General features: G+C 38.4%; 13 protein-coding genes. 7 read left to right on the forward strand and 6 right to left on the reverse strand.

The genetic code is table 11. The features are described 5' to 3' along the window. Positions 1–54 precede the first annotated feature (54 nt). Both I6E72_RS07325 and I6E72_RS07330 read right to left on the reverse strand, forming a co-directional pair. Positions 55–435 (reverse strand): DUF3192 domain-containing protein, encoded by a 381-nt coding sequence (locus I6E72_RS07325; protein WP_197111654.1) that lies wholly within the window; start codon positions 433–435, stop codon positions 55–57. A gap of 185 nt (positions 436–620) precedes the next feature. Continuing rightward, positions 621–1565: a D-2-hydroxyacid dehydrogenase gene (locus I6E72_RS07330; protein ID WP_007586942.1), complete on the reverse strand. Its 945-nt coding sequence runs from the start codon at positions 1563–1565 to the stop codon at positions 621–623. Positions 1566–1951: 386 nt separating this feature from the next. On the opposite strand from I6E72_RS07330, the gene I6E72_RS07335 reads away from it, so the two are divergent. Further along, positions 1952–3085 (forward strand): 1-acyl-sn-glycerol-3-phosphate acyltransferase, encoded by a 1134-nt coding sequence (locus I6E72_RS07335; protein WP_024590668.1) that lies wholly within the window; start codon positions 1952–1954, stop codon positions 3083–3085. Between the two features lie 105 nt (positions 3086–3190). After that, positions 3191–3436: a DUF1289 domain-containing protein gene (locus tag I6E72_RS07340; RefSeq protein WP_007586940.1), complete on the forward strand. Its 246-nt coding sequence runs from the start codon at positions 3191–3193 to the stop codon at positions 3434–3436. Here the strand turns inward: I6E72_RS07340 and I6E72_RS07345 are convergent. Continuing rightward, on the reverse strand, positions 3433–4131 hold the full coding sequence (locus tag I6E72_RS07345; RefSeq protein WP_007586939.1) for a substrate-binding periplasmic protein: 699 nt from the start codon (positions 4129–4131) through the stop codon (positions 3433–3435). The two genes, I6E72_RS07340 and I6E72_RS07345, sit on opposite strands and share 4 nt — an antisense overlap. Positions 4132–4249: 118 nt before the next feature. Between I6E72_RS07345 and I6E72_RS07350 the strand changes: the two genes are divergently transcribed. The 3 genes from I6E72_RS07350 to I6E72_RS07360 are packed head-to-tail and all read left to right on the forward strand — an operon-like array spanning position 4250 to position 9397. Beyond that, entirely contained in the window at positions 4250–4453 is a 204-nt protein-coding gene (locus I6E72_RS07350) for a DUF3283 family protein (protein WP_002962585.1), read from the forward strand. Positions 4454–4467: 14 nt separating this feature from the next. After that, a complete protein-coding gene (locus I6E72_RS07355; protein WP_165735489.1) occupies positions 4468–4869 on the forward strand; it encodes a GNAT family N-acetyltransferase in 402 nt (133 codons plus the stop codon). Between the two features lie 25 nt (positions 4870–4894). Beyond that, on the forward strand, positions 4895–9397 hold the full coding sequence (locus I6E72_RS07360; protein WP_197111656.1) for an EAL domain-containing protein: 4503 nt from the start codon (positions 4895–4897) through the stop codon (positions 9395–9397). Positions 9398–9413: 16 nt separating this feature from the next. On the opposite strand, the gene I6E72_RS07365 is transcribed toward I6E72_RS07360, so the two are convergent. Together I6E72_RS07365 and I6E72_RS07370 are read right to left on the reverse strand one after the other, a co-directional pair. Beyond that, complete coding sequence (locus I6E72_RS07365; RefSeq protein WP_024590672.1) at positions 9414–10367, reverse strand: ion transporter; 954 nt, start codon at positions 10365–10367, stop codon at positions 9414–9416. Beyond that, positions 10367–13036, reverse strand: coding sequence for a bifunctional acetate--CoA ligase family protein/GNAT family N-acetyltransferase (locus I6E72_RS07370; protein WP_010553300.1), 2670 nt, complete (start codon positions 13034–13036; stop codon positions 10367–10369). The genes I6E72_RS07365 and I6E72_RS07370 overlap by 1 nt, the downstream gene beginning before the upstream one ends. A gap of 114 nt (positions 13037–13150) precedes the next feature. On the opposite strand from I6E72_RS07370, the gene I6E72_RS07375 reads away from it, so the two are divergent. Continuing rightward, a complete protein-coding gene (locus tag I6E72_RS07375; RefSeq protein ID WP_024590673.1) occupies positions 13151–13867 on the forward strand; it encodes an SIMPL domain-containing protein in 717 nt (238 codons plus the stop codon). Positions 13868–14189: 322 nt separating this feature from the next. Then, the gene (locus tag I6E72_RS07380) at positions 14190–14633 is read left to right on the forward strand and encodes a hypothetical protein (RefSeq protein WP_197111658.1); all 444 of its coding nucleotides are present in this window, start codon (positions 14190–14192) and stop codon (positions 14631–14633) included. On the opposite strand, the gene I6E72_RS07385 is transcribed toward I6E72_RS07380, so the two are convergent. Beyond that, on the reverse strand, positions 14616–15284 hold the full coding sequence (locus tag I6E72_RS07385) for a hypothetical protein (RefSeq protein ID WP_165725178.1): 669 nt from the start codon (positions 15282–15284) through the stop codon (positions 14616–14618). The two genes, I6E72_RS07380 and I6E72_RS07385, sit on opposite strands and share 18 nt — an antisense overlap. Positions 15285–15363 lie beyond the last annotated feature (79 nt).

The following is a 15363-nucleotide window of genomic DNA, read 5'->3' on the forward strand; positions in this document are numbered from 1 at the left end:
AAAAACGCCAATATTCATATATTGGCGTTTTTGTATCAAACTACTTTTTATTGGTTACTGCGTGATCATACCTAAAGCGGTTTCACCAATGCCCACTAACTTATCATTTTTAAATACAAGTGGCGTACATTCATCTTTCGTTGTTTTAGAATCTGAATGCTTGCTATGAGTTACATAAAAAAGTACTTGGTATACATCGTCATCTTTTTTTAATAGCTCTGTGAAATTAGGCGTTTTTAATTGCGTCAAAACAGATTGGTAACTGCTATCAATTTTTAGCTCTGATATAACTTCACGATTATTTTTATGTTGTGCTTGCCAGCTAGATGAATTCTTACCAGCCCAATGAGTCTCAGCTTCACCATCTGATACGGCAATAACACAGCCTGTTAAAAATGGAGCGATTAAAGCGGCTGCTAAAAGTGATTTTTTCATTTTTATTTACCTTAATAAGATTTTTAATTGGTTATTAGCTGTATTAAAGCAAAGAGTAGACCATATTTATAAGTTGTTATTAATCAGTTTGTTAAGTGGGTTAAGCTGTTTTTATCTAATAAAATATTAAATGTATTAGTAAAAACAGCCATTTTTTAGCTTATTTGATTACTACAATAAAATCACTACACCAAGCGGTTGCGTGATTCGCCTTTATTAAATGCAGCAATATTTAAACTTACTTCATTAATTAAACGCACAATAGATTCGGTGCTTGCCCATGCTATATGTGGAGTAAGTAAAAGGTTATTACCTTTGTAATTAGCAAGTGGGTTTGAAAGCTCAGCTGGTTCTTTAGTTAGTACATCAACACCGGCTCCAGCAATTAGGTTTTGCTCAAGCGCTGTAGCTAAGTCGGATTCGTTAATAATTCCACCACGTGCTGTATTAATAATTATAGCGCTTGGCTTCATCATTTTAAGCTCATTAAGTGCAATTAAATCACGTGTTTCATCTGTTAGCGGACAGTGTACGCTGATTATATCGGCTGTTTTAATGACGTCTTCAAAAGGCGTACGACCGTCGCGACATTTAACACCTTTGCGCTCTGCAACAATAACATTTGCGCCAAATGCCTCAGCCACTTTAGCAACGCCTTTACCTAGCGTACCACCGCCTATAATGGCAAATGTTTTACCTTGTAAGTCGTTAAAGCTGTAATCGAGTATGCAAAACATTTCACTTTTTTGCCACGCGCCTTGCTGGCAATCCGCCTGATAGCGGTGGGTGTTACCCAGTAAGTTAGTAATTAAAGAAAACGTATGTTGAACAACAGAAGGTGTTGAATAGCCAGCTACATTAGTTACGGCAATACCAAATTCTTTAGCGGCTTCTAGATCAACATTATTAGTACCAGTTGCACTTACACAAATTAATTTAAGCTGTGTAAGTTTGCTAATAGTGTCGCGATTTAAAACGGCTTTATTAGTGATTAATACATCAGCACCTTGGCAATGTTCAATAACTTGCTCTGGGCTAGTAAGTTCATAAGTCGTTAATTTACCAAGTTGTTCAATACCAGTAAGAGACGTTTTAGCTAACGTTGCGTTATCAAGAATAGTAATGTTCATTATGAGCCCTAAAATAAGTGGATCTGAAAGAGTTAAAATCGTAAAAAGATGCCTACGATCCATCAAAAATCTAAAATACGAGCTTAAGGTACTACGAAAGAAAGGCTTTGTTAATGGTATTACTACCAAATGATTAGAGGGCTTTGTATTAGTGGTCTGCCCACTAGCAGATTGAGAACATGGTATTTTGCTAGACTGATCAGATTTTTGCACTTTTAAGCAAGCTCATGGTCATAGAAGGTAATTAAACTCGGCTTTAAAGCAAGTTGCTAAAAATAAAAATCGTTTTTTGGTTATTTCGCATTTTAGATTGGCTGAGTTATAATCGGATATAGACATAAACGGTGCGCTTTGGCGTACCGTTTTTTAACATTGTAGATGTAGTAATGAGTGAATTAGAAGATAAATACGCAGATATACGCCCATACAACGACGACGAAGTTGCGGCGTCGCTTACACGTTTAATTAACGATGATGCGTTTATTGATGTAATAGCAAAGTATAATTTACCGCGCTTTTTATCGGCAGTGCCTTTTATTGCGCGTCCAATGGTAAGAAGTCAGTTACGTAAAAAATGGGGCAAAGTAAGCACCGTTGAAGATGTGCAAAATGAAGTGGCACAATACTTAGATAAACTAGTGAAACGCACCACATCAAAGGTTACCTTTTCTGGGTTAGAACAGTTAGATGCTAACCAGGCCTATTTATTTATTTCAAACCACAGAGACATAGTGCTTGATCCTGCATTAGTTAACTGGGGTTTATACCAACATAAAATGAAAACAGTGCGTATTGCTATTGGCGATAATTTATTGCAAATACCTTACATTACTGAGCTTATGCGTCTAAATAAAAGCTTTATAGTTAAGCGCTCTGCTAAAGCACCAAAAGAGATGTTAAAAGCACTGACTCAATTATCGTCATACATTTACGATTCTGTGGTCGGTGGAAATTCTATTTGGATTGCGCAAAAAGAAGGGCGTGCAAAAGACGGTTTTGATCAAACTGATCCTGCGCTTTTAAAGATGCTGCAATTAAATGGGCGTAAACAAAAGAAAGAGTTTGGCGATTATATTAAAGAGTTAAAAATAGTGCCTGTTTCTATTTCTTATCAATATGAGCCGTGTGCAATTGCTAAAGCCAAAGAGCTTTACCACAAGCAACATCATGGTGAGTACGTTAAATCGGCTGGTGAAGATATTGCGAGCATTGTTGAAGGCTTTAGTACTGCTAAAGGGCACGTGCATTTAGCATTTGGGCAACCAATTGAATCTAAATGTGATAGTGCTGAAGAGCTTGCTAAAACAATTGATAGGCAAATTGTTGATTCGTTTTATTTACACCCAGGCAATTACATCGCTGGTGGTTGTAAAGATGCGGTAATAGACTCTCCTGATACAGCGACATTTGAACAACGTTTAGCTTGTGTACCTGAAGAGTTAAAACCATTAGTGCTAGCTATGTACGCTAAGCCATTTCACCGTAAAACAGAGATAAATACTAATAGCTGTGAACATTAATACTCACAGCTCAATGAAATTAAGCAGCAATTAAATTGCTGCTTTTTTTTTGCTCAAAAATAACGCTATACTAATACCTCCTCTTCAACTGGGCGGTACTTATGCATGCAACAAATTGAAATATTTGATATTCCAAGTCCTTGCAAGAGTATTTGCTTAGTTAATAACAGAGGGTATTGCAAAGGGTGTTATCGTAGTCGGGATGAACGCTTTTCGTGGAATACCTTAACCAACGACCAAAAAAAGAAGGTGCTTAGTTTGTGCCAGCAGCGCTACAAACGTTATCTTCAAAAAAAGCAGCAAAATGCAGTGCCAAGCACACAGGCGCAGCAGCAAGGGTTCGACTTTTAAAAGCTTAATCCATACTTGGCTCTTAGTGCGTACACAGTGCCATTGTTAGTTAAGTTAATTAATGACATTTTAAGCTTTTCTACCAAGTTTTCATTACGCTTATTTAAATAATGATAAAGCGGATAAGTATTCAACACTTCTTTTACAAAGCAACCTTGAGGTGACGGGAGCTCATTGTTTTGCATTATAAAATTAATCATTAAAGCTCCCTGTACTTTTTTCTGAGCAAGCAAATTAAGTTGGGTATTCATGCTTTTAACTTTAATAATATTCCCTGCAAACTGTGTGCTTGCTAAATAATGTTCTTGGACAGGGTAGCCATCAACAATTGCGACGCTATCGAGCTGTTCTAAACTGCTAGGTAAACAGTTTTTATATAATACTAAGTCAAACTTAAATAGCTCATAATCGACCCTAATTAAGTTTTCGTAATTTTCTTCAACGCTTGCATCTCTTCCTAACTGCCCATCAAGTACGCCATTATTTGCAGCTAGCAAAGCATTTTGGTGACTAAAATCGATTATATGTATTTTAAAACCGATATCTGCGTATGCTAACTTTAATAGCTCTAAGGCATAATCAGCTTGTGGTGTACTTTGCGGACGATTAAAAGTGAGGTTGTATTGATGACTAAAACAAGAGGCACTAAAAAATAAATTTACCAATAATAACAAGATACTAAAATGTCTATTCATTATCAGTTCCAATTACTACAGAAATAAATAAAATAAGACGCGTATAATAACAAGGAGATTACCTCTTGCCCAGTTTCGGGGTTAATCAAATAATTTTAAAAGCGGATGAGGAAGTATTGTGAGTTTTAATTTATGCCTATTGCCACGTGAAGAAAAATACCAAATTCAGTTAGATTATGAAGCGTCTTTTTGGGCGTATCAAATTAAGCGAAATAAAAAAACGAGAGAGCAAGTTTATAACACAATCCATAGCCGTCCAATGGCTGAACAAATGGTTTTGAAGCAAAAATTTGAGCAGTATTTAGCGCTAATGCTTAGCTAAGTGTTGATATAAAAATGTATATAGTTAAGTTGCTGGATGGGCTAAAAGTTCCACTCGTTAATAAATTTTATAAAAAACATAATGTAAGAGGGCGGGCTAATAAACAAGATAAGGTATGGGTTACTTACTATAATAATGAAATAGTTGCAGCATGTAGGCTGCAAGATAAAACAGAGTTCTTATTTTTATCTACCATGTTTGTTGCGCTGGAACATCGCGGTAAAGGTGTTGCTAAACAGCTATTATCAACACTCTTAAAGTCGCAAGATAAGATGATTAATACCTTCGCATATAAAAACGTAGTTGATTTATATTGTGCTATTGGTTTTAACCAAGTGTTAACATATACTCTTGCTTTACAAGTACTTTTTGATACTTACAAACATCGAAATATAGTCGCTCTAGAGTACCCATAATAATAAATAATAATATGGAATAAGCATGAGTAAATGCGTTAATGGGATCATTAGTTGCTTTGTAGTTTTAATAACTATCCTAAGTTGCCAAGTAGGCGCACAAGTAAAACGTTTATCTCCAAGCGAAGGCTTATCGCAAAGCTACGTTAATACAATGCTTATCGACACTAATGGTTACCTTTGGCTTTCTACTGAGGCTGGGCTTAATCGTTATGATGGCTATCAAGTTATTCCAATAAACGGCCCTAATGGTGAATTAGAAGAAGCGATCATTGATCGTATTTACCAAGACCCTCAAGGGCACATTTGGATAGCCTCTTTACTTGCAGGCCTATTTAGATACGACCCCGTAACAGATTCATATCAGCAATTTCTAGAAAAACCTACCAGTGAAGAAGAAATTATCAATCAGTCTGTTTTTAGTATGGTGGCCGTTGATAAAAAAACACTTTGGATTGGCCGAGGCCGCGACTTTGCAAAGCTTGATATAGCAACCGGAAAAATCACAACTATTTTTGAGCTTCCGGCTAAATATAAAAATACCCTTGTGAGAAAGCTATTTGCTTACAATGGTTATATATTTATAGGTACAAGCCATGGTGCATACGTATTTGATATTGCCACAGAGCAAGTTAGACCTCTACAGCATTTAAAAGGTGAGGCTGATCATATTTACCAAAATAATGTTAAGTCGTTCGCATTAGGTGAAAATAAACAGTTGTTAGTAGGGGCGGTACAAGGCTTATACGAAGTTGATATTAGTAACTTATCAAAAATGTTTGAACGCCCAGATTTACCTTTTCAAAGTAAAGTATTACTAAGTGACCTAAATGTGTGGAGCATAGTAAACGAACACGGAACAATAGATTTAGCTACCGACAAAGGCTTGTTTAAATTTGATTTAAACACCGGAGAGATGATTAAAAATACTCGAATAGCCCAAAGTAAGTACACACTTGCCGATACCAGTATTATTGATATGGCTAAAGACAAATCGGGTGGTACGTGGGTTGCGACTAAGACTGATGGTGCGTTTTACTTATCTCACGACAGCTATCATTTTAATAATGTCGATGGCACTTTGCTCGGGGGGGATGGTTTATCGCATCACTCTATCTGGGGGATTACCGAATATAAAGACAAGCTTTGGCTTGCAACGCATAACGGTATTACCGAGGTTGATTTAAAAACAAATATTGGTAAAGCTTATTTAAAAGATTACAAAGTCGACTTACTCACCACTGAGTTTACCGTATATGAAATAACGCCTTATAAAAATAATTTATGGCTTTATACAAACCGTGGTTTGTTTATTTTTGACCCTGTAACGCATCAAGTTAGCGAACCTAAAGTACATAACCCTGCTAATCAGGAGTTAATTACCGGTAGGGTACATGGCGTTACATTAATGCCAAATGGCGATCTATACTTTGTGCACTCAGATCATGGGGTATTTATATACAATATAGATTCTCAAGTAATAACGCGTTTGGGTGGTCAGTTTGATCAATTTGAACCCTTTTTAGCCCATGGCTTTTTACCTGCGCTGAGCAATAAACCAGATTCACCATTATTTTTTAATGCCGGTATTTTATACCAAGTAAACCCAAGTGATTTAGCACTTAAAATGATTTATAAAGTGCCAAAACAGCATGAAAACGTAGCCATTAGCGTGCTTTCTTACTTAATTGATAACAACAATATATTGTGGATATCACTTTCTAATTTCGGCTTAATAGGCCTTGACGCATCTACCTATCAATTAGTTCATACAATCGATTTAGAGAGGAATAAATTAGGCACTCTACTATACGATATGGTGCTAGATGATGATGGCATGATCTGGATGAGTAGCCATAAAGGCATTTGGCGATTAAACCCAGAAACACTTCATTTTCAGCAATTTTCTACATCAGAAGGGCTACTCTCTGCTGAGTTTAATAGCAACGCCATGGCACAGCTCAAAGATGGCCATATTGCGTATGGTAGCTTAAAAGGTTTTACTTATTTTCATCCAATGGAAAACCAAAACTATCAGTCGCTTATTGATCACGTAAATATTACGCGAGTTGATTTAATGTCACGAGATTTATCGCTTGATCTAAAACAACCGCTCAACGAGGTTGTGTTAAACCATGATGATATTGGGCTTGAAGTTGCATTTTCGGCCATGGCATTTAGTAATCAAGAACGCATCATTTATGAGTATCAACTCGATAACGGACAAAAAAGTTATACCCGAAATAACAACCGTGTATTGTTTCCAAAATTGAATCCAGGTAATTATCAATTAAAAGTTTGGGCTAAAGACCCGTTGACTGGCGAATATACCTCGCCTGCTATTTTAAAAATAAAAGTAAAGTATCCGCTTTGGCGTGCACCTTATTTTATGGTGCTTTACGGCATGCTGTTTATTGGCTTTGTTGCCATGTGGGTTATGCGCCGTAATAAAATTCAGCGTATTTTATTGGCAGCAAATAAAGAAAGTAAAGAAAGCGAAGCGCGTTTAAAACTCGCGCTTGAAGGCAGCGAATCGGGTGTTTGGGATTGGGAATCAAGTAATCCAAGTATTTACCAACCTCGCTTAGCGAGTGAGTTAGGCTACGAAAATGAAACCGTGAGCCTTGATGAATATTTATCTAAAATTCATCCGCAAGACAAGCAGCTATTTCGCTTAGAGTGGCTTGAGTTTTTATCTACCGATAAAGGTTACTTTAATTGCACCTACCGCCTGCGCCATGCAAAAGGCTATTGGCGCTGGTATAAGGATTTTGGAAAAGTAGTTGAGTGGGATGATAAAACGCCACAAAAAGTAGCGGGTACCTACACAAATATGACCCGTGAGATGGTGTTTGAAGAACACGCTTTACTATTTACGGCAGCATTTGAGCAAACACGTGATTGGGTGTTTATCCTCGATAAAAATTTAAATATTCGGGCTTCTAATAAATCACTGCAAACCGCCTTTAACTTCTCTGCTGAGTCGTTATCTAGTCGAGCATTAAATTTAGGTATATCGCGCAGCAATCGTTTTGATTATTTACGCATAATGCAAAAGCTATCTATTGGAGAGCACTTTTCGTGTGAAGACAGTGTAGTTTTAGCAAGTGGTGAGTCGCGTCATGTACTTGTGAAAATAAGTGCAGTGGCGGATAACGAACAGCGCCTTAATAGCTATGTCATTATTTTAACCGATATAAATGCACAAAAATCAGCCGAAAACGAGCTGCACTTATTGGCCAACTACGATGCCTTAACAGGGTTGCCAAATCGTACATTATTTAATGACCGCGTTGAACACGCCCTTGAGCAAGCAAAATTTCACGAATGTAAAGTCGCTTTATTACATATAAATATTAAGCGTTTTAAATACTTTAATGACTCTTTGGGGCATGCAGTTGCTGATGAGCTAATTAAAGAAGTTGCTGAGCGTTTAAAATGCTCCTTACGTCCGTCTGATAGTGTTGCTCGATTTGGTGGCGATGAATTTGTAGTACTGGTGGAAGATATTCAGCAAATTGAACAAGTACTCATTATATGCACTAAGTTGATGGATTGTGTGAATCAAAATATTACGATTAATGGCCAAGTTGTAAACGTTAATTTAAGTATTGGTGTGTCTATATCACCAGATGATGCACAGCAAGGCTCTGCGCTTTTAAAAGCTGCGAGCATAGCGTTATATCATGCAAAAGACTCTTTAGAGGGGCGTTATCAGTTTTATAAGCAAGAGATGAATCAGCATGTTCAAAGAGCGCTGCATCTTGAGTCTCAGCTAACTAAAGCGTATCAAGAAGAAGAATTTTGTAATTACTACCAGCCTATCATTAACGCTGAAAGTCAAAAAACAGAAGGCTTTGAAGTACTGCTGCGTTGGCCTGAAAATAAGCTTGTGCAAACTCAAGAGTTTTCGGTGGCAGCAGAAGGTATAGGCCTAATTACAAAAATTATGCTGCAGACTTTTGCGCGCGCTTTATTAGAGCTAAAAGAGTGGCGAAAAGCCTCACCTAGCCTGTATTTATCTATTAATTTATCGGCTCTTGATTTTGAGTTTAAAGACCTTGTTCCTGAAATTAAAAAAGCGTTAAGTAATTCAGGAGTATCGTCTGAGGCAATTGTTTTTGAAATAACCGAATCAATATTAATGCGTGATTCAAAAGAAGCGCTACACAGCATGGAACAACTTAAAAAGTTGGGCTGTAGATTGTATATGGATGATTTTGGTACGGGTTACGCATCGCTTACTTATTTAAAGCGTTTTCCTATTGATGTATTAAAAATAGATAGAAGCTTTGTACAAGACATAGGCATAGATTCTGACGATGAAGCTATTATTCAATCAATACTCGCGCTTGCGGATAGTTTAGGTAAAGAATGTGTAGCTGAAGGCGTAGAAAGCTCGCACCAACTCGCCTTTTTAAAGGCGCGAGGATGCATGCATTTTCAAGGGTACTTATTTAGTAAACCGGTACCTAATACCGAAGTACTCCCGCTTATTAATCGCAATTGGAGTGATATATTTAATTAATAATAGCAGTACTTATTTAAGGCCTTTTACCGCAGTGCCTGCAAAACAAATGGCTATTATGCTCATTCAACTGCGTTTTAATGGCCTTATTAGCTTCTAGTTTACTCAAGCCTAATTTATAGCGTAGTTCTTCTAGGTGTTCTTGTTGAGTATCATTAAGAGTGCCATCTTGAATTTGTTCATGTACGGCATCTTCAAAAAATTGGCGGCGTTTACGTATTTGTTCTGAAAAACTAGACGCCAGTAAACCGGTAGGTATCGCAACCATTCCCATGCTCAGTAGTGTAATAACCCCGCCGAAAAACTTACCCAATGGCGTTATAGGTACTACATCGCCATAACCAACGGTTGTTAGTGTTGCCATTGCCCACCACATAGCCGCAGGAATAGAGCCAAATTTATCGGGTTGTATGTCGTGCTCAATTAAGTAAATTCCGCATGAAGCTAAAATAAGCACGACGGCCATAATAAAAAAAGCAGCCATTAATGAACTACCTTCATCGTTAAAGGCTTTTAAAAGTAGCTGCATGGCGCGTGAGTAGCGAGTGAGTTTAAATACCCTTAATAGTCGGAGCACGCGTAAAAAACGTAAATCGAGAGGAAATAAAAACATCATTAAGCTTGGTAAAATCGCAATTAAATCAACAATTGCCAAAGGAGAGAAAAAATAGCTAAGCCGACGTTTGGTATGAGACCCTTCCATTGCTGCATATTGTGTTTTATCTACGCAAGCCCAAAGCCTGGCTAAGTACTCAATAGCAAAAATAGCGACCGAGACAATTTCTAAAACTAAGAATTCGTTGTAATACTGCTCTGCCACACTTGGGATTGATTCAATAACAATGGCTACAACGTTGATCATTATTAAGCTAATGAGTGCAATATCAAGAATATGTCCCGCTCGATGGTACTGGCCTGTGCCTTCAAACAGGCAAGCCATTTTTTGTCTTAAAGTGTGTGGTTCATTCATTATTTAAGTTTAAGTACCATATTAATACTGCCTTCTTCAAAGTCGCGACTAATTTTAAAACCTAACTTACGGGCAAGCTCAATCATCCCTGTATTCTCTGGTAAGGTTATGCCTTCAATCGATTCCACACCTTGACGTTTACAGTGGTTAATTGCTGCACTCATTAGTATGCGACCAAGCCCTAAACCTTGGCAATCTGAGCGTACTACAATGGCAAACTCAGCATGCAGGTTATCGGGGTCCATAATGACGCGAGACACACCTAATGTGCGAGTTTTACCTTCAAAGCGTTGGCAAACAATAAACGCCATTTCACGGTCGTAATCAATTTGCGTCATTTTAGCGAGTTGATCGTGGTTAAATTGTGGTAGTTCGCCAAAAAAGCGTTTATATCTGTCTTCTTTATTAAGTGACTCGTCAAATGCTTTATGAGCTTGTTCATCTTCTGGCTTTATTGGTCTGAGCGTAGCTTGGGTGTTGTTTTTAAGTGTTACCACTTCAACAAGTTCAATAGGGTAGGGACGAATAGATAAGCGCTTACGATTGCTCTGAGTTTGATAACGGCTAAGTGTCATGGTGGCATCGAGTACTAAAAACTGTCCATTACTGGCAAGTATAGGATTAAGTTCCATTGAGCTTATGTCAGGTTGATCAATAACTAACTGAGAAATACGCGTTAGCAGTGCACACAAACGATACTTATCAACTTTTTCGGGTAATATGCGCTCCTTTAGTACGCCTTTATCGTGCGCTGCGGCAATTAAATACTTTGCTAAGTTCATATTTAGTGGAGGCAGAGCAACAGCGGCTTGCGCATATTCAAGGCCGGTTCCTGCTTCACCTAATAATATAACAGGACCAAAATTAGGCTCGGTTTTAATCGCAATTCGCAGCTCATTTGCGCCTGCTCGCGGCGCCATTTTTTGTAATGAAAACCCTTCAATAACAGCATCCGGATAAGTGTTTTTAATACGGATAAGCATTGCAAAAGCGGTTTGTTCAACCTCGTTGGCATCGTTTAAGTTAAGCACCACACCACCTACTTCAGACTTTGAAGCAATGCTTGGGCTAATAAGTTTTAACGCGACCGGAAAACCAAGTTCTATGGCTTGCTCTCTGGCTTCTGTTGGGGTGTAAGCCACCTCAGTTTGAATGCATGTAATACCATAGTGATTTAATACTTGGCTTGCCTGATGGGTAGGTAAGTAGCTTTGTCCGTCATCTAAAAACTCATTAATAAGCGCTTTAGCTGCTACTTTATTTATTTTTGCGTCATCTGTATTCGACTCAGGTGTTTGCGTTAAATGCTTTTGGTTACGGCGATACGTTACCAAGTGCATAAACGCGCCAACAGCACCCTCTGGTGTTCTATAAGTTGGTATTGCGTTGTTTGAGCACACTTTTCTGGCGGCGTAAGATGCGTCTTCACCCATAAAATTAGTTATAACGTAAGGGCGCGCCATTTTAGGTAATGTTTGTAAGGTTTCTACAATAATGTTGGCGTAGTCTTCGCTGGGCGCAAGCGCTGAGGGAGTATGGATAATCAGTAAGTTTTTAACTTCTTTTGCGTGCAGTAAAATTTCTAATGCTTGCTTATAACGCGCAGGTGCTGAATCGCCAAAAATATCCACAGGGTTTGAGGTGGTTTCTGATTGCGGAATTACTTTATTTAGCGCATTTCGGGTTTCAGCGCTCAACTCGGCTAATTTACCGGAGCTTTGAATTAGCTCATCAACGGCCATAACACCCGGGCCGCCACCATTAGTTAAAATTGTCAGTTGCTCTACTTTTAATAATTTTGGATGCATGGCGAGTGTTTGTGTCGCTGCAAATAGCTCTCGTAAATCATTTACGCGCAGCATACCCGCTCGTTGAAATAACGCATCGTAAACAGCATCAGAGCTTTGCTTTCCGCCGGTGTGAATTTCGGCTGCAAGTGCGCCTGCACTTGTTTTACCTGTTTTAATTGCAATTACAGGTTTACTAAAGGCCGCAGCTCTTGCTGCTGATATAAAGCCACGAATATCTTCAATGTTGTCAATGTAGAGTAAAATAGCTTTGGTTTTAGCATCACGACCTAAAAAGTCGAGTAGTTCATTAAAGTTTATATCAAGGCAATCACCTACCGATACAAAATATGAAAAGCCAATTTCTTTGTTTTTAGCCCAATCTAAAATGGTTGAGCATACTGCTGCTGATTGCGATACAAATGCAATTTTACCTGGGCTTGCCACTGTATGTGAAAAGCTCGCATTTAAACCAATATGAGGGATCAGCAAGCCCAAACAATTGGGTCCAAGCAAAGTAACCTGTTTGGCTTGAGCGCATGCTTTAAGCGCGCTTTTTTGCTCCCCAGAAAGCCCATCTGCAATAACAATAGCCGTTTTACAGCCAAGCTCTCCAAGCTGCTCAATAATATCAATTAAGGTATTTTTGTTAGTACAAATAACAGCAAGGTCAGGTACTTTTGGTAAGTCAGCAATAGAGGGGTAAGCAAGTACGCCATGTACTGCGCTATGGCTTGGAGTAACGGGCATTATCGGCCCTTTAAAACCGCCTTGAAGTAAGTTGCGCATAACCACAAAACCAGCACGAGTTGATATATTAGAGGCACCAATAACGGCCACTGAGCTTGGGTTAAAAAACTGGGTAATGCGCTTAAGGCTCATGGTTTTTCCTAGGCTGATTAAATTTTGCGTTATTTATAGTCTCAATGTACCCTGTTTACTGTGTTATTTCGAGCGTCTAGATGCTTATTATTGATATCAATCAAGGAGATTATTGTGAATAAAACCCCCGGTTTTTACATTGTTATAGCGGCTATTTGTTTAAGTATAGGCTTAATTAGCTTAGGGTTTATTTTAAAGAGCACAGCTCTCAGTGTAAAAGAGATGGAACGTACTGTGCAGGTTAAGGGATTGGCCGAGCGAGAAGTTATAGCCGATACGGTAATTTGGCCTCTGCAATTTAGTGATGCCGACAATAATCTTGAAAAATTAGTAAGCCGAGTTGAGAAAAAAAATGATGCTGTAACTGCTTTCTTAAAACTGCATGGTTTTGACGACGATGAAATAACAATAGGCAGCCAGTCAGTTATTGATAAGCAAGCACGTGAATACAGTAATGAAAATCAGCAATTTAGATACATAGTGCGTTCAAATATTATTGTTTATTCTGATGCGCCAGATAAAGTGCAAAACGCGCTGAGTAAAGTAAGCCAGCTTGCTAAACAAGATATCGCGATAGTGCAGGACAGCTACGAAACAAAAGTTGAATACATTTTTACAGGCCTCAATGATGTAAAACCTGCGATGGTGCAAGAAGCAACTGAAAAAGCGCGTGAAGTCGCTAATAAATTTGCTAAAGACTCTAATTCAAAATTAGGCAAAATAAAAACAGCTCGCCAAGGGCAATTTAGTATCAGTAATCGAGATTCAAACACACCGCAAATAAAAAACATAAGAGTGGTAACCAGTGTTGAATATTATTTAAATGACTAGGGCCTGTTGACCTTTCAGGATTAAAATTTGTTCAATCTAGGGGCCGGTTTAATCGCGGCGTGAGGTTTGTAACCTAGCGGGCTAAGTAAAAACCGAGCAAAGCTTCCGCGTCCTGCTCACGCCCCTTACCTACATCCATGTAGGCAACAAAGAGTAAATTGCCCCTAGGCAGAACCCTTCGGGCAGCGCATGTTTGGCATTTATTCCACGTTATCGCCTATTTATGGGGAATAACCACACTGCATAGGCTCTGCCTTGACTAAATACCAAACATACTGCTGTAAATTTAACCTCGAAAGATAAACAGGCCCTAGGAAATAATATGTCAGAGTCTAAATATGGTCAGTTTGTACTGGCGCCCCGTTCGTATTTTTTTACTGCTATAGCGAGCGTGGTGTTTGCGTTTATTGGCTTTAGTTATAATGCATGGCGAATGGAGGCAAGTGAAGAGAACAACAATACACGCATTGCTAGCTTTCAAATATTACAAGAACTAGCCGAGCTTGAGCTTATTGTATTTGCGGCACATTACGATAATAACAAAATAGATGGCAGCCCTAGAAAAGGCTGGGTTAAAGTTAACTTAATTCATGACTTAAGCTACTTAGCCGTTGATAAAGTACATTTAAAAACAAAAGACTTACAAAAGGTCTGGCAAACAAATTGGCCAAATATGGTTGATCAGCAAAGTGCTGCGCAATCTATTACACATGCCATAGACAGTGTGCGTAGAGAAGTTGTGAGTGAATTAAAGCGCCTTGATTAAGTGAGCAACTTGCGCCGTTGAGCGTTGCAAGTAAGCGGCGCTCAGTAAAATTGTTGTCTCGTTAACTTTTTGCCCTTTTAGTACGTTGGCAAGCTGCTGTTTTGCGTTAGGATTTTGTTTTTGCTCTATTTCCATTAATGCTAACAAAGCTGAGAATTCATGCTTTACCGGTGTGCTCGATTTATTTGCATAGGCAATGTAGCAGGCAACTGGTGTTAATCCGTGAGAGTTGGGCTGCGCCAACGCTTTAACTAAGTCATCATTTGATTCAAACAACATTAAAGAGCGTACATAGTTAAATGGCAGCTTTGTAGCATCGGCATGCTTAAACACATTGTGCAGTACATTATTTCCTTGAGTATCTTGTACTAAAAAGCCTTTATTTACTCTCAGCGCTGGGGTGAAAAAGCTCAATGCGTCAATATTAGTGAGTTGGTTAATAAATAGAGAAGGTGCTGTATTAGTACTTAATATACGGATTGCTATGTTTTGCATAAAGTCATACTTAACACTCAACCGTTGGGCGCTGTCATATAAATGGTTAAGCTGCAAAGTTTGCTGAGCAGGGCTTAACTGCCTAAAGTCGTTATCGAGCTCATTTAACTGCTGCTTTGAAATACGCGCATTAAGTAGTTGTATGCTTAAATCCATTATTATTTCCAAAATCTTTTTTGCTACTATAAAACAAAAAAGGCCGCAAATGCGACCTTTCATATTTAAAGCAATTGTT

Source organism: Pseudoalteromonas sp. NSLLW24 (genome assembly GCF_015864725.1).
Classification (GTDB): Bacteria; Pseudomonadota; Gammaproteobacteria; order Enterobacterales; family Alteromonadaceae; genus Pseudoalteromonas; species Pseudoalteromonas arctica.

Excerpts from the sequence above, each read along its gene's own strand:
- I6E72_RS07325 (WP_197111654.1), bottom strand. The coding sequence starts at position 435 with ATGAAAAAATCACTTTTAGCAGCCGCTTTAATCGCTCCATTTTTAACA.
- I6E72_RS07330 (WP_007586942.1), bottom strand. The coding sequence starts at position 1,565 with ATGAACATTACTATTCTTGATAACGCAACGTTAGCTAAAACGTCTCTT.
- I6E72_RS07335 (WP_024590668.1), top strand. The coding sequence starts at position 1,952 with ATGAGTGAATTAGAAGATAAATACGCAGATATACGCCCATACAACGAC.
- I6E72_RS07340 (WP_007586940.1), top strand. The coding sequence starts at position 3,191 with ATGCAACAAATTGAAATATTTGATATTCCAAGTCCTTGCAAGAGTATT.
- I6E72_RS07345 (WP_007586939.1), bottom strand. The coding sequence starts at position 4,131 with ATGAATAGACATTTTAGTATCTTGTTATTATTGGTAAATTTATTTTTT.
- I6E72_RS07355 (WP_165735489.1), top strand. The coding sequence starts at position 4,468 with ATGTATATAGTTAAGTTGCTGGATGGGCTAAAAGTTCCACTCGTTAAT.
- I6E72_RS07360 (WP_197111656.1), top strand. The coding sequence starts at position 4,895 with ATGAGTAAATGCGTTAATGGGATCATTAGTTGCTTTGTAGTTTTAATA.
- I6E72_RS07365 (WP_024590672.1), bottom strand. The coding sequence starts at position 10,367 with ATGAATGAACCACACACTTTAAGACAAAAAATGGCTTGCCTGTTTGAA.
- I6E72_RS07370 (WP_010553300.1), bottom strand. The coding sequence starts at position 13,036 with ATGAGCCTTAAGCGCATTACCCAGTTTTTTAACCCAAGCTCAGTGGCC.
- I6E72_RS07380 (WP_197111658.1), top strand. The coding sequence starts at position 14,190 with ATGTCAGAGTCTAAATATGGTCAGTTTGTACTGGCGCCCCGTTCGTAT.
- I6E72_RS07385 (WP_165725178.1), bottom strand. The coding sequence starts at position 15,284 with ATGGATTTAAGCATACAACTACTTAATGCGCGTATTTCAAAGCAGCAG.